Source organism: Paenibacillus oceani, from assembly GCF_014705615.1.
GTDB classification, from domain to species: domain Bacteria; phylum Bacillota; class Bacilli; order Paenibacillales; family NBRC-103111; genus Paenibacillus_AB; species Paenibacillus_AB oceani.
This window is the reverse complement of the sequence record NZ_JACXJA010000026.1, coordinates 130,719-156,810: the sequence shown is the minus strand read 5'-3', so window position 1 is coordinate 156,810 and position 26,092 is coordinate 130,719. Positions and strand designations below refer to the sequence as shown.

General features: G+C 56.4%; 13 protein-coding genes. 3 read left to right on the top strand and 10 right to left on the bottom strand.

Annotation, left to right across the window (positions count from 1 at the left end; all coding sequences use genetic code 11):
• Positions 1 to 793: 793 nt before the first annotated feature.
• The gene (locus IDH45_RS19110; RefSeq protein ID WP_190929722.1) at positions 794 to 2,725 is read right to left on the bottom strand and encodes a carbohydrate binding domain-containing protein; all 1,932 of its coding nucleotides are present in this window, start codon (positions 2,723 to 2,725) and stop codon (positions 794 to 796) included.
• A 217-nt stretch (positions 2,726 to 2,942) separates the two neighbouring features.
• A complete protein-coding gene (locus tag IDH45_RS19105; protein WP_190929721.1) occupies positions 2,943 to 4,292 on the bottom strand; it encodes an ABC transporter substrate-binding protein in 1,350 nt (449 codons plus the stop codon).
• Positions 4,293 to 5,269: 977 nt separating this feature from the next.
• Between IDH45_RS19105 and IDH45_RS19100 the strand changes: the two genes are divergently transcribed.
• Positions 5,270 to 6,370 carry a PRK06851 family protein gene (locus IDH45_RS19100; protein WP_190929720.1) on the top strand — a complete coding sequence of 367 codons (1,101 nt, stop codon included), beginning with the start codon at positions 5,270 to 5,272 and terminating at the stop codon, positions 6,368 to 6,370.
• Between the two features lie 732 nt (positions 6,371 to 7,102).
• Here IDH45_RS19100 and IDH45_RS19095 read toward each other — a convergent pair.
• The 4 genes from IDH45_RS19095 to IDH45_RS19080 all read right to left on the bottom strand — a co-directional run bounded on the left by IDH45_RS19095 (position 7,103) and on the right by IDH45_RS19080 (position 14,107).
• Positions 7,103 to 8,977, bottom strand: a complete 1,875-nt coding sequence (locus IDH45_RS19095) for a tail fiber/spike domain-containing protein (protein ID WP_190929719.1) — start codon at positions 8,975 to 8,977, stop codon at positions 7,103 to 7,105.
• A gap of 36 nt (positions 8,978 to 9,013) precedes the next feature.
• Positions 9,014 to 10,375 (bottom strand): ABC transporter substrate-binding protein, encoded by a 1,362-nt coding sequence (locus IDH45_RS19090; RefSeq protein ID WP_190929718.1) that lies wholly within the window; start codon positions 10,373 to 10,375, stop codon positions 9,014 to 9,016.
• 140 nt (positions 10,376 to 10,515) lie between these two features.
• Positions 10,516 to 12,369 (bottom strand): hypothetical protein, encoded by a 1,854-nt coding sequence (locus IDH45_RS19085; RefSeq protein ID WP_190929717.1) that lies wholly within the window; start codon positions 12,367 to 12,369, stop codon positions 10,516 to 10,518.
• 61 nt (positions 12,370 to 12,430) lie between these two features.
• On the bottom strand, positions 12,431 to 14,107 hold the full coding sequence (locus IDH45_RS19080; RefSeq protein ID WP_190929716.1) for an extracellular solute-binding protein: 1,677 nt from the start codon (positions 14,105 to 14,107) through the stop codon (positions 12,431 to 12,433).
• Between the two features lie 328 nt (positions 14,108 to 14,435).
• Here IDH45_RS19080 and IDH45_RS35010 point away from each other — a divergent pair, with 328 nt between their 5' ends.
• A complete protein-coding gene (locus IDH45_RS35010) occupies positions 14,436 to 15,737 on the top strand; it encodes a response regulator (protein WP_190929715.1) in 1,302 nt (433 codons plus the stop codon).
• Positions 15,738 to 15,748: 11 nt separating this feature from the next.
• A complete protein-coding gene (locus IDH45_RS19070) occupies positions 15,749 to 17,569 on the top strand; it encodes a sensor histidine kinase (protein ID WP_190929714.1) in 1,821 nt (606 codons plus the stop codon).
• Between the two features lie 155 nt (positions 17,570 to 17,724).
• Here the strand turns inward: IDH45_RS19070 and IDH45_RS19065 are convergent, their stop codons facing one another.
• The 4 genes from IDH45_RS19065 to IDH45_RS19050 all read right to left on the bottom strand — a co-directional run bounded on the left by IDH45_RS19065 (position 17,725) and on the right by IDH45_RS19050 (position 26,049).
• Complete coding sequence (locus tag IDH45_RS19065) at positions 17,725 to 18,666, bottom strand: aminoglycoside phosphotransferase family protein (RefSeq protein ID WP_190929713.1); 942 nt, start codon at positions 18,664 to 18,666, stop codon at positions 17,725 to 17,727.
• A gap of 822 nt (positions 18,667 to 19,488) precedes the next feature.
• A complete protein-coding gene (locus IDH45_RS19060; RefSeq protein WP_190929712.1) occupies positions 19,489 to 20,217 on the bottom strand; it encodes a Stf0 family sulfotransferase in 729 nt (242 codons plus the stop codon).
• Between the two features lie 136 nt (positions 20,218 to 20,353).
• A complete protein-coding gene (locus IDH45_RS19055; protein ID WP_317891236.1) occupies positions 20,354 to 20,998 on the bottom strand; it encodes a response regulator transcription factor in 645 nt (214 codons plus the stop codon).
• Positions 20,999 to 21,015: 17 nt separating this feature from the next.
• A complete protein-coding gene (locus IDH45_RS19050) occupies positions 21,016 to 26,049 on the bottom strand; it encodes an AAA family ATPase (protein WP_190929711.1) in 5,034 nt (1,677 codons plus the stop codon).
• Between the last annotated feature and the right edge of the window lie 43 nt (positions 26,050 to 26,092).

Sequence of the window (26,092 nt, the reverse complement as noted above, 5' to 3'; positions counted from 1 at the left end):
TCCTTGGACCATCGCTACACCCGTTTAGCGGCTGGTTGACCTCTAATAATTCCATTCGCTACCACATGCTAGGGGTGCGGAATGTGAGTTTGCAGATAACCTCGCGAACAGGCTTTGTCTGATAATCCGGCTGCTGTTACTCGTTCAAATAGGTTTTGGCCCGATTTTGAATCATCATAACATCCGCAAAGTAACGGGATAACGGAATGACAAATTGCCCTCCCCAGCGGATGCATGAATCCTCCTGAAAATAGATAAAAAGTGAACCAAGCTCTCTTGCTTAAACGCAGGGATCTTGCTCAAAATAAGCCAAACCAACGCCAACCGGCTTCGATTCCTGTGGCTGTGCAGGAAAGCGCTCCATCCACCTTACCTGCTCCGCAGGCCAAAAACCTGCGCGTAGGCAGGAATGTTGCCGGTGGGAGCCGCAGCGTGCATCAGCAGCAAGGTACGCCCACGCGGTCGAACGGATTCGCTGCATCCCCGCAAAACCCTCCGGTTCAAGTCGGTCGTCTCGGGCAAAGTACGAAACATCCGGCAGGAATGGGCTGCTTTTGAAACGAAAGGACCTCAAATTCCACTACAAGTGGAGTCTGGGGTCCTTTTTCCCGAGAATAACCTGTTCCAAGTCGAACTCAATCTATTGCAAAAAAATTCGTAGCCCGCCCCCTGATCTATAGTCGCGCCTAAACCAAACTGTCCGTCAGCCAGTCGCCGACAATGGAAGCGATCTCCTGGCTATCGCCGGAGCTTGCAGGGCTTCCCTCAACGTAATTATCCACTTCGTGGGCCGTTACCCCTCATACTCGATGCGGATCAGAGATAAAGGCGGCAGTTCGATCGTCTCTGTTGCGGTCTGTGCCATCGACTCCGTGAGAGACGATCGCTCGTTAGCCGCTGTCATCAGCACAGCGGAACGCCAGCGGGACGAGTCCATCCGGATTGCCGCTTGAGCCGGGCGGATTACGGAGCGGTTGCTTACAAACAGCCATACCGAGCCGCCGCTTCGCATCGCAAAGGCGTCCAGCTGTCTTCCGGCTCCCTCTTCCGCTGCGGATGCGCTTTCCCCTTGGCTTTCCACGCTCACGCTCACCAACCGGACTTCGGCCCGACTTGCGTCACCGTCCAGGACTCCACCCCCTTCGCGGCCCCCACCTTCCCCGGCTTGCGCAAGCGGCTTTACGGAAAGCGGAAGACACTCGCCCGGGAAAACCGGGCGGTACAGCCGGTACAGCGCGGCGATCGACGTTGCGGACACATCGCCGTGGTCGCAGCGGATCATGCCCATCACATTAAGCAAATGATAGTAGTTCGCAACGGCCAGATCGGGTGCCAGGCGCGCCAGCGCATGAATCATGCCCGAGTAAAACAGGCCGTGGCTTACGTCGTCCGGTTCGTAAAATCCCCGCCCGTCCCAGTGGGAGGCGGACATCCAATAGTTCCATTCCGTCAGCGCAACCTTCGCCTGCGAGCCTGCCTCCCGGCAATCCCGGATTAAGGTCCGCAGGTCGTCCGTTATTTTCTCCACGCTGTCCGCCGCATTGTCTAGCTGCCGCTGCGGATCGGCGAATTTCTGGCCTTTGTACCGGTTAATCGAGACGACGTCGAACAAGTCGCGGCCATCCTTCAGCAGCGTTTCCCGCCAACCGGAATCGGGCTGCCACACGCCGACGGACGTCGGCTCGCCCAGCGCCACGATAACCGCCTTCGGGTAACCTTCGCGCACCCGGGGGACGAAATCGCGCAGAGCCCGGACATACATGGACGCATCCATATGCGACAGCTCCCACCGGCCATACTGCTCGTTGCCCATCTGAAAATATAGGTCCGGAAGCTCCATCCCGCGCCGGCTGTACCAGTCCTTGCAATAGCCGGCCCACTCTCCCGCTTCCTCCGGCGTGCCCGTGCCGATATTCACCGTTATAAACGGCTGTATGCCCTGCGCTACGCACATGTCCAAATATTCGCCGGTGCCGAACTCATACTCCAGCCGGCTTTTATTAACAGGATCGTGGCAGACGGGGCGCAGGTGAGCCGGGCCGGTTCCGAGCCGCCAGTGATACGCCGTCGACGTGCAGCCTCCGGGAAAACGCAGCACCGGCAGACGCATCGATTCGATCGTCTCCATCAGCTCCGCGTGAACCGCCGGCTGCCCTGCCGGACGAAGATGAATCTGGTCGAAGCAGGCGAAGCCGGGACCGTCGACCGATACGACGAATACGGCTTCCGGATCGTCCGCGGGGCACTCGAATTCAGCCGTGTACTTTTTCCAATAAGCCGTATCCACGGTGACCCGGGCTGTGCCATAATCCGGGTCGCGGACCGGAAGCGGCCTCAGCGACAGCTCCAGCCCGAAGGGCTGATGCTTCGCCATCGCCCATACCTCCGCGACGAGCCGTTCCCCGGCCTTCACTCTCCGGCCGGTCTGCAGCATCGCTCCGCTGGCGCGGCCCGCATACACCAAAATCGTCTGCGCGTCCCCGCCGTTCATGCCCAGCCCCGGTACGAGCCGGTACTGGACGCCGGCATAATGATTGCCCCGCGGTTGCCAGCCGGGCGCCAGGCCGTCCGCCCCCTCGGGGCCGAAAAATTTCGGATTGTCCAGTCGGTCCGACAGCAGCAGGCCGTCCGTGAATTTCCCTACCTCCAGGTTCGTTCCGAGGACGGACGCCGGCACAACCGGACCGTTTCGTTCCTCCCCATTGACCTCAATCGCGAAAATCATCGTTTGTGCAGCTCCTTATCCCGAATTCCGGTACTTTAGAACTCGCTCCGGCCAATACGAGCCGGTACGTTTCGAAGGAAGCCGGATTGGCACGCTGTGTCCCTCGAATCGTCAGCCGGACACCACCGCCGGGTGTCCGGCTGACGTAGAGTCCGCTTTCGTCCGCACGCTGCTTCGTTCCAGCCGCTCTAAGCCCGGCACTTTGCGAAGCCGCCCGTTATTTTTGGGTCGCCAGCTGCGCTTCAATCGCTTTATTCGCATTCTCCTGCGCTACGCGGAGCGCGGTATTCAAATCGTCCTTGCCCAGAATAGCCGACAGGAAAGCTTGATACACTCCACCCTGTGCAACGCCCAGGTACTTGTTCGGCTCAACCAGATTGGCGTATTTGGCAGGGAAGAGCGATTTCGCGTTTCTGCCTTTGAGATCGGGCACAACTTCCGTGCCTGCGGATGCTGCCGGATTTTGCTTCAATACGCTTCCGAGACCCGTCTTCACAAACGACCGCTGGTGCTCTCCCTCGAGAATCGCCGCAAGCGCGAGAAAGGCGGCGTCCCTCTTGCCGCTTGTTTTCGGGATGACATAAAAGACGATGTTCGGCTGCGGCCCTGCGCCGGGATTCGCCGCAAGCGTCGGATAAGAAACGACGTCCCAGTTCATTTTCACGCCGAGGCTTTCCCGAGGATAATCGGACTGCATCTGTACGAGCATCGCCAGCGTCTGGTCTTTGATGAACATGTCGTAGGCCTTGGCCCCCGATACTACTTCCTCCGTAGCTTCATATCCCGGAACCTGATAAAACCGGACGAAGTTGGAGATGTAATTTTTCCACGGATCGGTGTCAAAGACTGCTTTATTGGACTTGTCGACGACGGGAAGCGACAACTGATTCATCCCGATAAAGTTGCCCGTCCGGATGCCGAAGCCGCGGTAGATCGTTCCCGCCTCCAGGCGCGTAAGCTTTTTCGCCACTTCGTACACTTGGTCCCAAGTCATGCCGTCGGTCAAATAAGGAACGCCGAACTTGTCGAACAAGTCTTTGTTGTAAAATAACGCGAGCGAGTTGACGTGTGACGGGAGACCGGCTATTTTCCCCGGATCGACCGCTTGCAGCCCCTGCATCACGCCCGGATTGATCGCATCGAAATTATATTTGTTCTTGGCAGCCAACTCCGTAATATCCCCGTCCCAACCGACCGCCTTGACGGCCGCGAAGGAGGAGTCTGTCGTCATGATCAGGTCCGGCTTCAGCCCGCCTGCGATTAACGACTCGTAGGAGCTCCCCTTCTCGTTCTGAACATAGTTGATCGAGATGTGCGGATATTTTTTGACGATGCTGTTGCCCGCATCCTCCATAAATTTTTCCCTCGGATACCCGCTCCACGGATAAAACATCGTCAGTTCCACCGGTTCCGGCTTGGAGACGGCCGGCGTCTGATCCGCTTTGCCCGGGTCCGATGCGGCAGGCTCTTCCCGGCCTCCGCATGCGGCGACGCTCAGAAGCAGCGAGACGAGAAGCAGCGGCAACGCAGGATTCGTCCAATATCTAGGTCTGTTTGGATTTGTCATTTTCGATTCCCTCCATCCTAATAGATGACTGCCAGACAAAAACTGGAATGTTGTTAGAGATATCGAGTTATACAGACAAATGTAAGCGCTTTATATTAGCGGTCCAGTCCTTGACTTTTCTGCACTTCTGACGTTGTCCTTGCCGTAACTTCGTGACGTAACCCCTCCCCTGAGTATTGTGATCCAAGGAATCTGTTCGCCCCAGCCTGCGCATGGAGATCGTAAAACCGGAACTGTCCGATCGGGCCGTACACTCGTTTCTATACTTTTGTATGGAGCTGTACTTTGCATCGAGCTATACTTTATTGCGGGTCCGTGCGTCCCTAATCGATCTTCTTCCGGGCACGCTCCATCCTGACGCGGCAAAGTGTGCCCCTGCGTCATTTACTTGATCTGCTCCTCGCGTGAATCCACCTTCAGTGTATTGTCGCAAAGTAATATTGTCAACAATTATTGGAGTGCGAAAATAGATTTTTTTTACGTGCTGCGGCAGACCGGAAGAAGAGGAAATTAAAGGGTCGACGATCCGTTTCAGCACCGTTCGGAAGAGGAGGGGATACAATACGTTTCAGCGTCTTTTGGAGGAGTGCGTTTTCCTGCTTATAACCATCCGACTCCCCTATGTGCAGGGAAACGGAAGTAAAACTTCCGCTTAACCGGGTAACAGACTGAAAAAGCCGGCAAACCGGAAAAACTATTTCCGCTAATTGGGTCAAATAAGGCAGATCAGCCTCCAACCGCCGAAATAATGGAAACGTTCCTTCTTCACAGCCGGAAATGCAGTGCCGATTCCGGAATAAAGGAAGTTTTTCTTCCTCTGCGCCTTTGTTTTGTGAATCCTTAAGGTGAAATCTGGAGGTGAAGCGGCGCTGTGCTCCCTTTCCCGTTATTGTTCCAATCCGCCGCACCTTTACAAGCCGAAAGCAATACCATATACCATGCACCCTGACATTAGCCTAGAAAGGTGATGGAGAACTATGACGACCGGACACGTTACCCATTATTACGCCGGCGGCAACACCGCCCGGGGCTTCGCGAACCAGATCGATTCGTCCCTCCAGGGACTGGAGCGGCTGTACATTTTGCAAGGAGGACCGGGGACCGGGAAATCGACGATCATACGCGAGGTCGGCGCCCGGATGACGGAGAGCGGCTTCGATATTTGGCTCCTCCACCGGCCGTCGGACAACGACGCCTTGGACGGGGTCATCATTCCGGCGCTAAAAACCGGCGTCGTCAACGGCATGCCGCCGCGCGTCGTCCATCCCAGACTGCCGGCCGACAAGGTTCGCTACGTCAATCTGGACGATGCGTTCGACGAGGGCCGTCTCGCGTCGGGTAAGTCCGCAATCGACAGCTTGAGCGAGCAAATCTCCTTTGCGCACACCCGCGCCTACGCCGGCTTTGCCGAAGCGCTCCGCATCCATGACGATTGGGAAGCCGTCTATATTGCCAATATGGATTTCGAGGCGGCGGATCAGTTGACCACCCGGTATATCCGGCAATTGTTCGGCGACAACCGGCCGGGGAAATCGGGCCGGGTGGACCACCGCTTCCTTGGAGCGGCTACACCGCGCGGCGCGGTTGATTTCGTCCCGAATCTGACGGAGGGACTGAAGCGCTACTTCATCAAGGGCCGGCCCGGCTCCGGCAAATCTACAATGTTGAAGAAGCTTGCGGCCGCAGGAGCCGAACGCGGATTCGACGTCGAAGTGTACCACTGCGGCTTCGATCCGAATAGCCTTGATATGGTCATCGTGCGGGAGCTCGGCTTCGCGATTTTCGACAGCACCGCGCCTCACGAATATTTCCCCGAGCGCGACACCGACGACATCGTCGATATGTATGCACATTGCATCAAGCCCGGAACGGACGAGAAGTACGCGGCTTCGATCAGCGGCTTCAAGGACCGGTATTCGGCGAAAATGAAAGAGTCCATCGGACATTTGGCGCAAGCCAAAACGCTGCAGGATGAGCAGACGGCGCTGTATCGTTCGGCCGTCGATCTCCGTCTGGTCGAAGAGATCCGGGACCGGATCATCGGGGAGATCAGCCTCCTGACCGCAGACGCGACTTGAGCCGGGCGGCGGGACGCTAGTGCCAGACCTCGAAATTAGACCAATAGATAAATCTACCAGCGTATGGGTAGCGGAGATCGGTGTCCTGATACGGCGCGGCGAATGAATTTACGCCTACACGCTGAATGAGGATAGCAAGGGGTTGTGCAGGGGGAAGCGATTAGCGGAAGAAAGACTTCCGCTAATGTGCCTGAAACCGTACAGAAAGGTGGAGAGCGGAACGATTATTTCCGTTATTTATGGAAACTTGCTTGAAATACAGAGGAATCCTTTGTATAGAGGAAATAAAACTTCCGCTAACGACCATAAAAGAGTTTGATCGACGAATTAGCGGAAGTAATGTTTCTCTATCTTCATTTGCAGGGAGAGCAGAACAAGGTTGAACCGTATTCTTTACCAAACGACCACTGCTCGCTTGTTATATGCCGACTAGTACATCCAATCGCCCCGTCTGCGCAAACTCGCCGCTTCGGTAAAATCTGCTCGTACAACTGTTGGGAATTTTACGTAGCGTTGCACTAGCTCCACCCGCAAGTTGATGTGGGGGAGCCGGGGCCTTCCGGCTTCCGGCTTCAGCTCCGACACCAGTTCGAGCTCCGGCTCTGCTTTCAGTTGCGGCTGCTGCTCCGGTCCCGGCCCCCGGCTCGCCTCCGCCTCTGTCCCCGCCTACCCCGGCCCCCCGCTGAACGCCAAACGGGACGCTTTGCACCGGCAAAGCGTTCCGTTCCTCTTTTACACCAAATAAAACGACCCCATGTTGTTGTCCGTCAAATGATAATCGAGCGACAGCGTCACCAGCGCGTTGGTCAGCGCTCCGCTGCACGATACATACGCATCCGGCCCGGATACGACGAAATCGAACGAGACTGCGAGCGCCCCCGCCTGCGCCACGTCCACACGCGGCAAAGTCATCGTCCAGCTACCGTTCGACGCTTTGAACGCGGTATACACCCTTTGCGCCGTTACCGTCTGGCCGGGGACGTTCTGAGTGTCTACGATCGTATACGATACATCTAGCCTCAGCCAGCCGAGCCTCGCCGGACTAAAGCTTTGGAACCTCGCGATCACGCCGCCGGCCGCCATATTTTTCACGCCCGTATACCGGATGCCGTCCTGATGCGCGTAAGCGTCCGTATCCAGCGGGAGATCGATCCCTTTCGGGATCGCGCTCGTCGAATAACAGACGATCTCCTGGCCGAGCTGGCTGTCGGCCGCGTGTCCGCTCGGATGCTTCCCGTCCCGGCCAAGCAAAAACCCGAACACCGTAGAGCGGTACAACAGCGGATAAAGCAGCGCCCGGTCGGACAACACTTCAATCGAGCCGTCCTTGACGGAAACCTTGACCAGCTTGTGATAATAGGCGCTGTACAGCGGCGACGTCTGGTCGTAAGACGTTCCGATCAGGTAGTCTCCAACCCTCACATGAGTCGCCATATTGAGATACTCGCCGATCTTCACAGGCGTTCCGGAGGAGATGTCCAGCGCAACCGTTTTGGCATACAGCGTACTGTACCCGCCGAGCGTCATGATGCCGTTGTAGATCGCGGCGTACCGCGGCTTGACCACCCCGGGGAACGAATAGACGCCCCGGGCGAATACGTCGCCGTTCTGGTCGATATCCAGCCTCGTGACATTGTTCGTATCCGTATGCGTGATCAGGTAGTGAACCGACCCGTACGAGACGATCGACGCGTTGCCCGCAGCGCCTGCGCTGAATTGGGTCTCGCGGGACGGCACGCCGTTCACCAGATCGTACCGGTCGATCTTCCCCGCCCCCCAATTGCAGGCGTACAAGCGTCCGTTAATGATCCGGCACGACTGCACGAAGCCGCTGTACTTGCGGGTATATTCCAGCTTGAACTGCAGCGAAGCGTCGATAATCCGGTACACCTTGATCTTGCCGCCGGTAAAAACGAACAGGTCGTCGTTATGAATCGTCATCGCCCGGGCATCGGCGCCGACTCCAAGCTCGATCTGCGACACGACCTTCAGCTCGTTATCACCCGTCGGCCTGACGACGCAAATATACGACTGGTCGGCCAGCGAATAGCTGCCCTTAAACAAGCAGTACAGCGCGCCTCTGTAAGGAATAATCACTTCCGATTCGTTGGCGATCTGGCCGGCCGGAGGCACCGGTTTTACACGGGCATACTCGTAAATTCCGCTGTCGCCGAGCGCTTCGCCGACGCCCCGCTCATACACGGCCGCCCACGCGCCCTCTCCGATCCCGCCGTCTCCGGATGGACTGCCCGATACGGTCGTATGAGGAAGCGTCCCCGTCCAGCGATAGCCGGTGATCCGGCAGCCGTCGGCTTCGGCGAACTCCAAAATTTGCTCAGCCGAGCCAATCTCGACCCCGGCCCGAAAATGGCCCATCAGCTTCATGCCGCAGCATTCCCCTTCGCTTCCATATACGGATTCGGTAACAGACGTGCCGTACACGCTGCCGAGATACAAGCTGCCGGCTGCTAGCATCCCGCCAGCCCCTAAACCTGCGATCAGCGCCCTTCTGCTGATCGTGCGCGAACCTTCTTCGTTCCTTGTGCGGCCTTCTCCATCTAGCCCGTCCTGCGGCTGTGAACCGGTGAAGTGCTGGTCCTCTGTCATAAGGATCTCCTCCCGCATGCTCGATTGTTCGCTTCCCTACTTCTTCTGCTGCTCCGCAATATACTTCTCCGCCAGCTCCTGAATATTGCGTAGTCCCGTATTGAGATCGACTTTGCCGGTGGCGATATCCGCCATAAGCGGCGCGTACTGCCGTTCGATGCCAAGCTCGTAGATGCTCTTGTACGACAGCGGGGCAAAAGCGTCGTAGTAAACGGCCGACCAGTTTTTATCCTTGTACTGGCTCGCCGTGCCGTACACTTTTTTGACCGCATCGGATTTGAGCACAGGCATCAAGCCGTTTTTGGAAAACTCCGTCTGCGTCTCGTCCGAGGTCAAATATTTGATAACCTCCATCGCGGCGTCCTTGTCCTTGGCGATCGAAGTAATCGCGAACGAGAACGGCGAAGACTGCGAACCAACCTTGGGCTTATCTTTGAACGTCGGCATGGAGACAAGATCCCAATCGATGTTTTTGACCGCGCTCGCTCCGTCCCAAGGAAATTGCGAGTTGAAGACGAACATAGCCAGCTCGTACGTGTTCGTCATCTCCGTGTAATAAGGCAGCCGTTTCAATTCCGCCGTCCGGCTCGCGAACGATTCCACCTGGCCGTAGGAGAGGAAATACGTCTGGAGCAGCTTCTTCCACTCTTCGTCCATAAAGGTCGGCTTCATCGTCTTCGGATCGAGATACGGTTTGGACAGCTGGTTCGTTCGCAAAATATGCGCCGGCGAAGCCGACAGCCCCAAATAGTTGATCCCGCCCTCGGAACGGGTCAGCTTCTTGGACAGCTCGAACGCGTCGTCCCACGTCATGCCGTTTTTCGGATAAGCGACGCCCAGCTTGTCGAACACCCCTTTGTTGTAAAACAGCACCTGTCTCATGTTCGTAATCGGGAGCATATAGATTTTACCGCCGGCCATTCCCCGGATGCCGTCAATGATCGTCGGCTCGAACCGGTTCAGGTCGACGTTATGCTTCTTGATCAGCTCCGTCATGTCGTACTCCAGACCGGTCCCGAGCAGCGGCTCGGCAATATATTCGATCGTATTGTAGACGATGTCGACGCGCTCCTTCACCGCCACCAGCTCCGGCAGCGTCGTTCCCGGCTTGGACTGGATGAACTTGATCGTGTAGTTCGGGAACTTCTTGCGGATGAGATTGCCGTAGGTGTTATTGAACTGCTCCTCCGCCCCGCCGGCGAGGTTGTGGAAGACGAGCTCGGCCGGCTTGTCGGCCCAGGATTCCTCCTGCTTGGGCGCAGCCGGCGCTGCCCCCTCACCCGTTCCGTCCTTGCTTCCGTTAGCCCCGTTCTCCGCCGTTCCTGAACCGCCGCATGCGGACAGTACTGACAGCAGCAGCACGCTTGCAGACAAAGCCGTTCCATATCGTTTAATCATTTTTATTCCCCCTGTTGGCTTAGTAATCGATTACTTCAATTTGATAAAAACACCCGTCATGCCGTTTCCCTTATCCCTGCTCCCAAGCGGCGTCGCTCCGCCTGGGCGGCACCTTCAGTCCTCTTGCTCTAACGCTTCGATCAGATCGTGCGCCCGCCGATGATTTCGGCTTTCACCGTCATTTCGGCGTTGCTTCCCGTATAGGCGCTGCCTTGAACGAACAGCTGGCCGCCCGCGACCGAATACGTGATCGTCGGAGCCGCCGTGCCCCTCAGCCGGCTGAAGATGCGATACACGTCAGATACGACGCCGCTCCCGTCCGATACGAGCGACAGCAGCACATGTTCGCGGACGCGCCAGCTGGCGGCGCCGGTCATATCCGTAAAGTCTGCATTCATAAACGTGTCGACGACAAGCGTAATTCCATCCGGATACAAATGGTCCATAGACAGCTTCACCGGTGCCGCTTCCAGATTGCCCCGCATTTTGCCCATGCGGCTCCCTCCCCGGGACAGCGTGAATCCTTTCGTATCGGGGATTGCCGTGTAAGGCTCCAGGTAGAGGATGCCTCCCGTATTGGATCGGGTCGGCAATATGAGCAGATTGACGCCCGTCTGCTGCCGGATCGCGCCCCGGATCGTAATCGCGTCCGTCACGCATTGGGTCGACTGTCTCACAGTTCCCCCTAACGTGATCGACCGGCCTATGCTGACGAGTTCGCTGGCGTAGGCTCGCGGGTTTTTTCTATCCATAATGTTAAGGTCGATCGTCATATTCCGGATGGCGGTATCGTCCGTATCGTTCTGATGCTCGATGCAGACGGGCCACTCCGCTCCTTCCGACGAACGCTGGTTCATAATGACGTGCACGTTGCTCACATCGTCGTAATAAGCTTTGATCAGGACGTCCATGAAATAACGCTGACGAATCGAATTTACGATAGCCGTATGATTCGATACCCCGACAATGAAGTAAGAACGGGCTACCCGATCGGTACGAATAACTCCGTGAGCGTCGTCGCCCGACGCTATAAACCTTACTCCATACTCCGCATCGACGGACTCGACGTTGTAATCGATCATCGTCCAAGTCGGGTCGGCCGGCTGCCTCCTGGCGTTCCGATTCGTCATTCGAACGGTTTGCAGGGCGGCGAGACCGCGGGTAACTTTGGCTTCGATCCGCGCTCCGCAAACGGATTTGGACGAGCTTTTCAACTGCACGGCTACCGGACCGTTCGAGTAAGGGGACTGGGGGTTAAATACGTCGCCGACGGCATGGCATTCCGCGTACAGATCGTTGCAATCGACAAATTCGAATACGGGCGAGTAGTGGAGGTTCCCGGTTAGCCGATTCGTAACGAGCATCGTCGGCATTCCTTGAATCCGGATTCCGTCCTTCCCGGCGATTGTAAACACGGGCTGCTCATTAACGGCGATCTCGCCGATATAATACGTTCTCCCATGAAAGTCCAACACCCGGAAAGCGTCCCCCAGCACGGCAATCGCCAATGCGATAAAAGCCCGGTCGTTCGTCGCGCCGTCCGCTCTGGCCCCGAAATCGACCGGGTCCAGCACCGTGACGTCTTTGCGGAGCCAGCGTGTATTACCGCCTCCGGTCACGGCGATTATGGTCCCTCCGTTGTCAGCCAGAGAACCGTCGGTCACCCGGACGAACACCCCCCCGCCCTGCGGTCCCCGAACCCCGGCTGCCCAATCGTCATAGTAGCTGATCACTTCGACGATCTGTCCGTCCTGAACTCCCCCGTATAAGCGCAAAGCGGCTATGGACGCAATCGGGGCGGGACAAGGCTCCGCGCAGCCGCCGTTATTCTCCGCCGCGTAAGCTTCGTAGACACGGCCGCCATACATCGTTCCCAAAGCCGCCAGCCCTCCTGCACCGATCGCGCCCAGCATCGCTCTTCTGCTGGCGGAATGCCGCAAACCGGGGACTTTCCACTCGGCCGATTCGGGAGCCGTTGCGTCTTTTCGCTCCATTCTGGAATCCCTCCGTTTCTCCGGTATAAGAACCGGACCGCCTAGCGTTCCGGACCCGCTGTCACTTCCCGACCAACCGTTCATACTGCTGCTGCTTGATCTCCACGATTCGTTCGATCCCGAGCTCCTTCAGCGTGCGGGTGAACGTCTCCCAATCGATCGGCACATCGCCGGTAATAAAGCCGGTAATCGTCTTGTCCATGTAACCTAGTATGCCGGGCATCAACCCGGATGCGACGGTAAGCTCCTGCGGCGTCGGCTCTGCGAACGGCTGGTTGTCGACCATCATGCTCCGCACCCGCTGCGCCATCCCGAACGCCTTCGAATTGTTGCCGAGCAACGCCGCCGGCGACCTGGACAGCGGCCCCTTGGCCGCTCGGACCCACGGTGTCGGCGGATAAGCGCCGATCGAGCGGAGCACGTTGGCGGAATCCAATCCGCCCGGGTTGTTCAGCACATACTTCGTATATTCCGGCTGTCCGTTTACCATGTTGTAGGTGACGCCTTCGATTCCGAACGTCATCAGCCGGTTGCCTTCCTCGCTCGCATAAATATAGTCGAGCCAGCGGATCGCAATCTCTTTGTGGGGAGACTTCCTGGAGATGACGAAGCTGCCGCTGACCGGCCCGTACTTCTCGTACAAAGGCTTGTAGCCCGGCTCCAGAGGCGGAAGGGCCAGCAGCCATCCCGCATCCGGGGACGCCGCTTTGCGCGATAAGCTGTCGAGCTGGCCGAGCCGGCTCAGAAAGTGCATGCTCGCTCCGACCTGATCCCGCGATACGCCGGCGATGATGCTTTCCTCCGTCCGATGCAGAAATCCGGGGTCGATCAGCCCCTCTCCATACAGTTTGTTCAGCCAGACCACCAGCTTCTCCGCCTCCGGGGTAAGCCATTCGGCGCGGACCCGTCCGGACTCGTCCGGGTAATAGCCCACACTGTAGAACAGATGCAGCCCCAGCGCATTGCCGAACATCGCCAGCCCCCGGTACCCGTAGTGCGGCATAAACGGGATTTCATCCGGCTTGCCGTTGCCGTTCGGGTCCCGCTCCTTGAACGCCTTCAATACGGCATACCATTCGTCAAGCGTTCTCGGCTCCTCCAGACCGAGCTTATCCAGCCAGTCTTGGCGGATCAGGAAGCCGAACGGGTCCCAATATTCGCCTCCCGTCGTGACCGAAGACAAAGCGTACAGCTTCCCGTCATACGCCCGCATCTTCTGCGCCTCCATCGGGTTATCTGCCAGAAACTGCTTGATGTTCGGGGCGTACCGGTCGATCAGGTCGTCCAGCGGCTCGATCAACTCCTCCTCGATCGCTTTGCGCAGATCGACCGGGAGTGCGAAAATGTCCGGCACGTCTTTCCCCGTCACGAGCTTCGTCTGCATAGCCGCGCTGTACTGGCTGAAATGCGAAACCTCCCATCGGATCTTCACGCCTGTCCGTCTCTCCACCTCCTGCCAGACCGGCAACTGCTGCGACAAGCTGGCGGGCGCATACCAATTGTCCCATCCCGCATAGTGCAGCGTAACCGAACCGTCCGCCACGATCGGCAACTCGGTTCCGCCGGCGCGCTCCGGCGCTTCCGGTTCCGCCGATTCCGCCGGAGCTGCCGCCGTGCAGCCGCCCGCGAGAGATATCGCCGCGAGAAGCAGCGAACCTCGCATGAGAAGCGCCCTGCTCATCCCCCATATCCTCCAGATCGTTTCATGCTGTCGCGATAACAGCGCTTTCATCTTCATTGTAGCAACCTCCCTGGCGTGCGGAAACGGCACGATCTCTGGTTATGGTGCAAAATTACAGCGTCTTCCAAGCCGCCGCTCTGGACGAACGGACGTTAGTACGCAGCCCGGACGCTCCCAAGCGGCTTCAACCGGTATGCGGCAAAAACTCCGGATTGCAACGATAGGTAAAGGCCCCCTCACCCGGAATGACAAGTCCATTTTTTCTACTTTTGATCCTACATTTTTAACCGGAGCTTCCAAAAAAGGAAATTCCGTTGACAGCGCATTCATTTTATCAACATAATGATCGTACGACATGTAATCATCCTAAGACCGGAGGGCCGCCATGCCGTATCGAATCGTAATCGTCGATGATGAAGAGGACATCCGGGAAGGCTTGACCGATCTGGTCGATTGGGCCGGACTCGGGTATACCGTCGTGGCCCGGCTCGAGGACGGCCGGGATGCGATCTCGTACATCGAGAGCCATCCCGTGGACGTGATTCTGACCGATATTAAGATGACGTTCGTCTCCGGACTGGAGCTGGCCAAATATGTGCACGACCGGCAGCTCGATATCAAACTGGTCCTGATCAGCGGCTACAAGGAGTTTGAGTTCGCCCAGCAGGCGCTGAGCTACCAGGTGACCCATTACTTGCTGAAGCCGACCAAGCTGCAGGAAATTCATCAGGTGTTCCGCGACGTGAAGGCGAATCTGGACAAGGAAAAAGCGGAGAAAGAACAATCGCTCGGCCTCCTGAGCCGGAACGAGGAGATGCTGTTCATGCTGCGCCGGCAGTTTTTTGCCGAGCTGGCCTCGGGCGCGCTGACCGGCCGGGAGGAGATCGAACGGCGGCTTCAACTGATCAGTCTGCCCGCCGATCCGGAACGCAGCCCCTGCTGCCTGTATGCGATCCGAATTCATCAGGATGGCCCGCTACCGGACCCGGGTGCCGCAGACCCCGATGCGAACCGGATTCTCCGTTTCGTCCGGCATGCCTACAAGCACGAGCAGGACCATCTCCTGCATATCCCGCTGCACGCCGAGGCCGGGGTGATCCGGATGGCGGCCCTCGGCCTGGGAAGCGGAATGCCGGATGCCGCTTCTATCGAGGAGATCGAGGAGAAGGTCGCCCTTCATTTCGACACGGTAAAAAGCAGACTTCACGCCGTTCTGGGGACCACCTCCGAGCTGGAGCAGGTTCAGTCATATGCGTGCCTGCTCGACCTTGCGCGGCCCGAAGCCCGTACCGGCGCACAACCGGAGCCGGTCGCGACCCGCAGCGGCGCGGCCTCCTCTCCCCAAGACCCGGACGCGTCCCGCTTCGATCCGCTCGTGATCCAGAAAGCCAAGTCCTATATTCAAGAAAAGTATAATGAGGATCTCTCGCTGGAGGATGTGGCGGAGCACGTGTATTTAAGCCCCGTCTACTTCAGCCGGCTGTTCAAAAAACAGACGGGACGCAATTTCACCGACTATGTAACCGAGATCCGGATGCTCCGGGCGATGGAGTATTTGCGTCAGCCTCAATATAAAGTATACGAGATCGGTTCGATCGTCGGCTACCGGAGCGCCAAATATTTCTTCAAGCTGTTCAAGCAATATGCCGGCTGCACGCCGACCGAGTATCGCAATACACTGCCATAGGAGACCCGCCGATGAAAGAGCGGTCCAACATCTGGTTTTATATTAAGCACTTTAAGATCCACAGCATCTTTTTGCGCAATTTCCTCATCATCGTCTGTCTGATGATCCTGCCCGTGGCCGGCATGAGCGCCGCCGTATATGTCGTCTACGGCAAAGTCATACAGGAGGAGATCGGCGCCGTCCATCACATCGCCTTATCCCGGCTGCGCGACATGATCGATATGACGATCCGCGAGGTGGACGAGTTCGCCCTGCAGGCGGCTGCGGACCCGGCGGCCGGACGGCTGTTCGCCGAGCTCCGCCCGGACCGGGCGGATGTCGATTTATTCAATCATATCCACCTGCTCCGCCAGCGGCTGACACCGGTTACGAAACTTAGCGGCCAATTTATTAATTCCGTTTACTTGTACATGGATACGAGCGGGTATGTGCTGTCGACCAATCTCGGGCTGTGGGATTCGCAGTGGTTTCTGGACAGCGGCTGGATACCGGGGTACGAACGCCGCAAATCGTCGGAGAGCTACTGGGTATCGGCAAGAGAAGCCACGCAGTATGTCGGGGAACAGCGCGAGCGGCATTTCCTGTCATTCTTCTATACCGCCCCCCTCGATAAGAAAAACAAGCAAGGCGCCATCGTCGTAAATGTCGACGCCGCCCGGCTGGGCCAGTTTATAAACAACGTCAGCGACCCGTACCTGGAGGACATCTATATCGCCGACCGCGACGGAACCGTGCTGTACAACCGCGACTTGTCCCTGATCAACCGTCAGCTGTCGGATATCGCGCCGCTCCGGCAGCAGATGCAGAATAGCGGAAGCAAGCCGGACTCCTTGTCTTCGGAAGGGACGACGCGCTCGATTACTTCGCTGCGCTCCCAGTATAACGACTGGACGTTCATCTCGGTATTGCCGCTTCAAGTCGTTCAGGAGAAAAACGCGTACTTGCGCCGGTACGTGTTCGTCATCTTCGCGGCCGGACTGGCCGTCGGGCTGCTCCTCGCCTTGATCATCGCGGCGAAGGTGTTCCAGCCGATCCGCAAAGTGTTATCGATCGTGGAAGATCCGGATAAATGGTCGGCGGTGGAGCTGGAACGCCGGGAGCCCCGTCTGAACGAGATCCGCCAGATCGCGGCGACGATTGTCCGCTCGCACGGAGAGCGGATCGAGCTGGAGCAGGAGCTGCGCAAAAGGCTGACACTGCTGAAGCAGGCGCAAAACGTCGCCCTGCAATCCCAGATCAATCCGCATTTTCTGTACAACACGCTGGAGACGATCAACTGGAACGCAATCCGGCTTACCGGCGGCGAGAACAAAGTATCGGAGATGATCGCCTCGCTCGCGATGCTCCTGCGGTTGTCCCTGGAGACGCCGACGAATCTCATCCCGATTCGGGAGGAGCTGGAGCATGTCCAGCATTATCTCGACCTTTTGGCGGTCCGTTACAAAAACAGCTTCGCCATCGAATGGAAGATTGAGGAGTCGATCCGCTCGTGCCGGATACCGAAAATTACGCTGCAGCCAATCGTCGAAAATGCGATCTACCACGGCATCAAGCCGAAGCGCGGCCAAGGCGTCGTACGAATTACGGGACGCCGGCAGGGGGAGCAGATCGTGCTGGACGTAACCGACGACGGCGTCGGTATCGGCCCCGAGCAGACCGGGCGGATCAATGCGGCGATGAGAGAAGACTACAGCGAGCCCGGCGACCATATCGGCATCAAAAATGTGAACCAGCGCATCAAGCTGACGTTCGGCGACGAGTACGGTCTCGCCATCAGCAGCGAGCCGGGGATCGGGACGACGGTGCGGCTGACGATGCCGGTGGTGGAGTGAGGGATTGCAGGACCTAGATATAGTCGCTGCGCGTATCAAAAATAGTAGGGCGCAGCTTCGACCACGGCGTAAAGGCGGTCGTCAACGAATACCGCTGCCCGGTTTCCGCAGAACGGTAGGCTCCGAACAAAAATGCCATTGCGGCTTGCCGAGGCCTATTGCCAATCCGCCCTATACCACCTCGGCACCGTTAACTCGAACCGGTCATGATCGTCGATCACTTTGTAGATTTTACCCAGCATAGAGTCCAGCTCCTCCGGCTTCACCTTCAGAATCCAGACGACCGAAGACACGATCGTCATCGCCACATAAAGCGAGTACAGCCGCCAGAACGATTCGTCCGGTTCGCTGTGATCATAATATCCGTGGATCTGCCCGACTGCAAACGGCCGGCTCACGTCCGCGCTAAAGAAGCCGACCTTCAGAAATTCATGAACAGGATCGCCCCAGTCGTACCGGTTGAAATCGATCACTCCCGAAAGCTTGCCGCTCGCTACGACCAGATTACCGGTATGGAAATCGTCGTGCTGGAACCGATTAGGCCTGTCTCGCATGAGCGGCAAATGACGGTCGATAAAGGAGAACACCGCGGACTCGTGCTCAATCCGGACTCCGCACTTGGCATACTCCTGACGGTATCGCCGGTGCTTGGCCTCCGCCCTTTCCTGCCACGGCTTCATGTCCGCCGGACCTTGAATCCGATGAATCTTCCGCAGCTCCAACCCGGCTTCGACGCCGATCGCATACTGATCCTCTACGGACAACAGCGGCAGTTGCTCGGACGCCTCCTCTCCGTGTATGTAGGAAACGATCATATAGCCGAGCCTCTGATCCGGCAAAGTGCCGATATCAATCGGTCGGGAGCATCGCACCCCCTGCTCCTCCATCCTCTCCAGCGCACGGAATTCCAGCCTTTTGTTGGCGTCTTGCTCGATGCTGTACGTTCTTAACAGGCACAGCGGACGTTCCTGCGGGTCATAGACGATATACTTCGCGTCGCTCGAATATCCCTTGTTGATCCGCTCCAGTTTGGCGCTGTTGCGAAGCGCAGGAATTTGTAGGCGGAGCTGATCATAGTCGTTCGTGGTATCGCTCACGGTTATCGTTCCCTCTGCTTTCTGTATTGGATTGCCGGTTCAAGAATCTAAGTTTTGAATGGCTACCGGATTCCAATATAGGGTCACTTGATACAGGAGTACAATAATCCCGATAAAGATTACAAGCTTCACCATCATCTTCTTCATCGTCAGCCCTTACCTCCCGCTGTTTCGAATTACGCTAACAATTATTAACAATATGACGTTGAAGGAGACCAAATGGTTGCTTGTTTATATTCTATGGAACGAGTATTCGCACCTCCCGTGCCCGGCTGTGTGCATCATTTCCCCCATCTATTAAGAAAAACCGTCCGGGCGGACGTTCCTTTGACGTACAAACCGATACGCTAACGCGTGAAAGGGAATGGATCTCCTTCCTTCGTTCCAGCCGCTCGCCCTCAGGTCGTGTTGTCTTTTTGCGGTGGTATCGCTAACGAACCCAGCAACCGTTATCAGAGCCGAATGCGAGTGTTTGAATTTGCAACGAACTCTCGTATCGTTATTTCCGCAAATCGGATCGTTTTTTCTCCACTTTGGGTTCAATAACGATCCCCGGATTCGTTACGTCTGGAATAACGTCGTTTTTCAGCAATAAGCACCCTACGATTCGTTAGGCATTGTACTTGAGTATACGTTCTCAAACGCCAAGGAAGGAAACTCCTCCGTTCCCTTTAGCACCGTAAAAATCAGTAATAATCTCAATCTTTCTGGCAGATCAGAAGCCCTTCTACCCACGAAATTTTATAAATTCTTATATGTACAACGAAACAGGCTGCCCTGCCCGGCAGCCTGCTCCCTCACTTATCGTCCCCGATTCGGTTTTCACCAGGCCTTGCGCTCCCACTCCTTCTGGCGCTCCTCGTGAAACCGCTGCACCCATTCCTCGGCTACACCATCCGCTAACCGTTCCAGCGCCGGCGGGGCGACTGCTACATGATCCGTCGGAATATCCAAGAACTTCAATACGTCCATAACCGTTCCTTCGTAGTCTAAAATAAAATCTTCGTAGACAATCGTAAGCGGAACGATCCCCGCCTCGGAGAAGAAATCTTCCAGAGCGGCTTCCCGCATAGCGCATTCAGTAAGCAAATGATCAATAGCGTCAAACTTGTACTTATCCGCAATATCGTGCTCCTGCGGTTTCTCCCCGTGCTTCCGGTGCCACTCTCCGGATACGATCGCCCTCCACCAGGACACCGCCAATCTTACTTTATTTCTCCGGGTCATAAAGATATGCTTGTTGCAGTTTGGGAAAGCTTCGCTCCATACCTTGGCTCGGGTAGCCGCAGCCGGCACGTCGAAGATCGTTCGAAATGAATCCATCCAGCGGGAATCAAATGACGTTTTTAACCCGAATACGCCGTTCGGCGTCGTCCCCTCTTTCCAGATCTGCTCCATGTCTTCCCTGGTCATCGTGTTCGGATCTCGGTGGCCGAAATGCAGCCACTCGCACGGATCGCCCGCTACCCCCGTCGACGAAAGCGCATAATTCAGCAACGTGCTGCCCGTACGCTGTGAAAACCAAATCGTATAGCTTTGTGTCGGTCTCATCGTCTCACCCTTCCCGGTCGTTCTGAGCCAAATCGCCTCTTCCCAAAATGATCTCACAAAATAGTTAAAATTCGGTAATAAAGATTTCCTTTAGTCGAACTATCCTCTATCTGGCCAAGCGCTGCGCGCCGGCCCCCTACAGCAAAGCCTGCAGCCTCACCAGCGCCTGCACACGGTCCAGAACCTCCAGCTTGCTGTAGAGCTGGCTGATATAATTGCGGGCTGTCCCTTCCGCGATATGGAGCTCCGAAGCGATTTCGCGGTTCGTATAACCTTGCACGATCAGCTCGGCTACTTCCCTTTCCCGCTGCGTCAGTTCGATTCGTTTGCTCCACGATTCGGCAGCGCTCTGGCCTTTGGACAGCTCCGTTATTTTGTGCACCAGCTTGATCGCTACGGACGCCGGCAGGATGTATTGGCCCGACACGGTATCCCGAATCGCCGCGATCATTTTGTTGGTATCCATATCCTTCAGCAGATAACCGCTGGCGCCGTTCGCCATGCCCTCGACGATGTATTTATCTTCGAGATACGTAGACAAGATGAGCACCAGCGTTTCCGGAGAGCTTGCTTTAATCTGCTTCAAGGCGGTAATCCCGTCCATGTGAGGCATCTGTATGTCCATCATGACCAGCTTCGGACGCAGCCGGGCCGTTATCTCTACGGCTTCCAGCCCGTTCGTGGCCAAACCGACAACGCTCATATCTTCCTCCAGATTCAGAATCGTCCCCAGACCTTCCCGGATCAGCATCTGATCATCCGCGATCACAATTGTTATCACAAGCCAGCCCCCATTCGTTATACTCCGTACGGAAAATTAATTCGCAGCATGCAGCCTTTGCCGGGCTCGGTATCGATGTCCAGAATGCCTCTTAGCTGTCTTACGCGATCCCGCATCATTTTAAGCCCGAAGCCCATCTCGATCTCTCCGCCGCCCGCTCCGTTGTCGGCAAGACGGAACAACAGCTGCGAGCCTTCGTCTCTCAGACTGAAACTGAAGGCGTCGGCCCCGCCATGCCGGATGCCGTTTGTTAACCCTTCCTGCAAAGCATGGTAAATCACCTTTTTGTGCATGAACGAGACGTGTGAGATCGGGTCGATTGCGGCATGAATGCGGACCCCCGTATTCCGCTCCGTATCTTCGATTAGCAGTTGCAGCGCCGCCTCGATATCGTAATACTTGTCTTCCTTGAGCATGTGGACGGAATTTCTGATTTCGTTCAAGCTGTGGCGGACCAGATCCTGCGCTTCACCCAGTCTGGTCGTGGCACTGTCCATATCTTTGTGCAGCAGCCGCTTGCCTGCTTCGATCTGCAAGATCGTCGACGTAAGCGTATGCCCTACAATATCGTGAATCTCTTGGGCGATCCGCGTCCGTTCTGCATAAACCGTCATTTCCGCAAGCGCCTCCGACGTGGCCTGCATCGACTTCTCCAGATCCCGCGTCCTCTCGACCACTTGGTCCTCGAGATTATTTTTCAGATGCTGCATACCGGAATACAGCTTGGCATTGGCAATGGATATCGCACCTTGCGAGCTTAGCAGCTTCAGCACGTCCTGCCGGGTCTCCGTGAAAACGCCTGTAGAGAGGTTGTTGTCCAGATACAGCAGGCACACTAATTTATTTTGATGCATAATGGGCAGGCAGAGCACCGATTTGAGCCCGTTGTTTTTCACATACTCGCTTCGCTCGAACATTTCGCTGCTCGCCACATCATGAAGCACGAGCGTCTCCCGGGTTCTTGCCGTGTAGCTAATAATGGCGGTCGGAACCAGATTGTCCGCTTCGGAGAGCGGGACCGATTCGATGTTCAGCTTGTCGATCGTGCCGTACGCCTCCACCTTCCACTGTTCTTCATCATGGAATAACAAAGCACCGTACTCCGCCCCTGCATTGCGGATCATAATGCGCATCAGCATATGAAGCAGCCTGTCCATCTCCATCTCGCCGGATAACGCTTGGGCGGACATCATCACCGAGCGGTAGTCAATCTGCTCCAGATTCGTCTCCGGCGCCGGCTTCCTGGGCAGCAGGTGGCCGTACTGCGCTTCGAGATCCTCCGTCTTGGCGAGCGCCCCCCATTTCAGATACGACTCGTAAGCCTGGTTCATATACATTTTGGCGAGCGTCGGCTTGTCGCGGCTGATTCCATACTTGGCGAAGCATTCCGAGATGATCGCCTCGTCGTGGGTATACCTGCCGGCGCGGGCGGACTCCAGCGCTTGTTCATATAGCGATTCGGCCCGGCTGTGGCGGTTACCCATACTCGCCGCTTCCGCCGCAGCAAGCAAATATTTATGCTCATACAGGTCCGCCGCTTTACGTGACAGCCGCTTTAACCGTCGTAAGCTTTTTCGGATTTGCTGCATGAGCTGCGCCTGTTCCTGCCTGCTGCTGCCCGGATAAAATTGTTTGAGCACCAGTACGGTGTAATAGTGATGCGCCGACTCTTCTATCGCCGTCGATGCCAGCGCCGACCGGGCTTTCCGATAATCCCCCATCAAGTAGCCGGTAACGAATCGGGAAGTCGTCGCCGTTCGGATCATATCTTTCTCCGCAGAACTGGCCGCTTCTCCTGTCGACAGCCCGGCATCCGGATCGATCCGTTCGAAAGGGTCGTTGGGCGATTTGTGTCCGATCAGCGTAACAAGCAAATCCGCCGTTACCGCTGCCAGTTTCCAGTAGGTCGGATTATTCTGTTTGCGCAATTGAGCCGAATGAGCCAGCAGCTGGTTGTATATATATGGAAGCGGATAGCTGAAATGAAACAACAGCCCGCAATTAATAAGCATGCTCATGTTAAAATGCCCCAAATCGCTCCATTGCAGAGCAGGCTTCTTGTTATCCCCCTCGAATTGAAGCAGCAACTGGGGTTCGTACTTGCGCCAGCTGCGGTAACAGAGCGAGAAGACGTTATAAGCCTGGGCGTATAGCCTGGGATTGTCCTGGGCGACCGAACAGGCTAACCTCGCCCACTTGTAGGCATCCTCGTACCGGTTAAAGTAGTAGTGCTGCAGCAGCGCATATCCCGCAAACCCTTCCGACGCCTCTGGCGTCAGCCCGTATTCCAGGGTCATCTCCAGCATCGTTAAAATGCTGTGCAGCCAGCCTTTCTTATCACTTTCAAAAGTCGCGTGAGCGATGTACACAAATACCGACATCGCCGCTTTGCGCCTTTCACCGGTCATCGGAGGGCAAGCATCGAACCTCTCGACAGGGTGCTTGCGAAGCTTCCAGCGAACCCGCATCAATTGGCGCAGCAATTGCGGGTAACCGGGAGCGGTGCGGAACGGTATGCCTAACAGCTGTAACGTTTTCTCTCCCAGTCGGATGACTTCTTTATGATTTTCCCGGTTCAGCTCCATTTGGATCATCAGCATGTACACTTGGGCGCGATCGGAGTCGGAGTTCACTTTGTCGAGCAGAAGATCGAACAGGCCTGCGGCGTTATCCAGATGACCGCTTTGAAACTCCGCTTCCACCCACTCCCGATATACCTGATAAATAAGCGGATAATCCTCCTGCCAGCATGGATCGTCCAACGCATCGGCCGCTCTGTGCAAATAGTCGAGCGATGCTTCCAGCTCCAGCGCCGCTTTCGCCTGCAAGCCTGCCTGCAAGTTCAGCTCCGCCAGCTTTCGCCTTTCCGCGGGGACTGTAATATGTGCTGCAGCCTGGTTCAGATGATACAGTACTTCATCCAGACGCACATCGGCATGATCCGTCATCCGCGCGGCCAGCAGCCAGCCAATCTCCCCGTGAAGCTTCATTCGCTCCTGCCCGGGAACGGCTTCATACGCCCGCTGCCAGATCTGGTCATGTTGAAACCTGTAGGAATCAGGTTCCCCGTAAGAAGGCTGGATGAGCCGCTGGCGGGCGGCCTTCCTCGCCCATTCCGCCGCTTGCTGTCCCGGCACGCCTGTAATAATCGAGAGTATCGGCAGATGAAATTGTTTGCCCAGAAAAGCCGCTCTTCCAAGAATATAAGCTTCCCGATCCGGCAACAGACCGACCGATTCCGACAGTGAAGCGGCGAGAGACTCGTGAACGCTAAGATCCGCGATGCTCCGGATATTCCAATTCCAGATGCGCTCCTGTTCGTCAAAGGCGATCATTTTACGGTCCAGCAACGTTTGCAGAGTATGCTTCAGGTATAAAGGATTTCCTTCCGTCTTAAGCAGCAGCACATCCACTAACTCATCGATTCCTTCAATGCTCCCCTGGAGAAGCCGGGCGATCGATCGTTTCAGCTCCGCGTGCCCGTATGCAGAGAGGTGAATCGTCTGCACATGCGTGTTCGTCTCCAGACGCTCCATGAGCGTTCTAAGCGGATGCTGTGCAGACAGCTCGTTATCCCGGTACGCCCCAACCAGTAACAATCGCTCAGTTGCAGGGTCGCTCATCAGATCGGCCGCATAACGCAGCGAAGCTTCGTCACAGTCCTGCAGATCGTCCAGAAACAAAACCAGGAGCTGATCCCGCCGCCAAAACACTTGAAAGAAACGGTTCATGGCCGCATGCCGCTTCCGCCGCCTGTCCGCCTCGGACACGGTTGCCACTACGGGCTGTTCGCCGATCAGCAGAGCGAATCTCGGCACCATCTCGATCAGCAGCCGCCCGTCCCCTTGCAAAGCTTCCACCAGGTGACGCTTCCATTCCTCCAACTGAAGGGCACCTACCGTTAATAAGTGCGACACCAGCTGGTCGATCACTTGCCCCCACACTCTATAGGGAGCCAGATTACCGTCTGACGCAGCTTGGCATTGTCCCGACACAAAATAACCGTGGGCAGGCACCACCGTGCGGATCGTCTCCATAATCAAGGACGTTTTCCCAAGTCCGGCTTGTCCGCTGACCCAGACGATCTCGGCGCTGTTGCTCTCCGAGACGCGCTGAACCGCTTGTACCAGCATCTGCTGCTCGATCCGTCTGTTAAACAGCCCCTCCAGCTTGTCCCACGTATAGGAAACATCATGATTCGCCAGCGGAAAACGCTGCACCTTGCCGGTGACCCGCAATTGAACCAGACATTCCTGCAGATCCGACCGGATGCCGTAAGCGCTTATATACCTGGCGTCGGGCATCTTCTCCATACATTTGGCAACAATATCCGAGACCATTTTGGGTATCGATTTATTTTTGAGATACACCGGCTCCGGCGTGGTCGCGATATGGTGATACACGATGTCCAGCGCATCGGGTGACTGGAACGGCAAGCTGCCGGTAAACCACTCGTATAATAAAATGCCGAGCGAATAATAATCCGAACGGTAATCGGGGACCATCCCCGTTCGTCCCGTCTGCTCCGGAGACAAATAGGGCAGAACGGAGGCCGCTCTTCGCATAACGCGCGAGAAGGAACGGCTATCCGTGGAGCACGACCGGATATCGATGAACTTCGCCTTCGTCAGGTCATCGCTAATCATAAAATGAAAAGGCGTCAGCTCGTTGATCCTCATCTGCTCATGATGCAATTCCCGGATGCAATCCGCCAGCGCAATAGCGACTTCCAGAAGAGCGGGCAGTTTGAGAGAAGCTCTTCGCGTATGCAGCAGATGGGCCAGCGTTGTGCCTCCGGGGTCCCGGAAGAGGAGAACAGGACGGTCGGCAGCCGTTTCGAGACTTACCGGCTCCAGCACGCCTTTCCCTTTTAATTGAAGCAGCCCTTCGTATTCATATTGAAAAGCAGCCGTCTCTGTTCCTGCGGAGCTATCGTTTGTCGTTTTGGCTATATACCGGGCATTGTCTTTCGTCCGCAAAACGCGATAGATGCTTATAGTCTCGTTGCTTCCGATTTTCTCGACAACTTGATATCCCAATAGCTGAAACATGATTCACCTGCTTTGTCATATAGAAACTGTAGCTTTACGCACA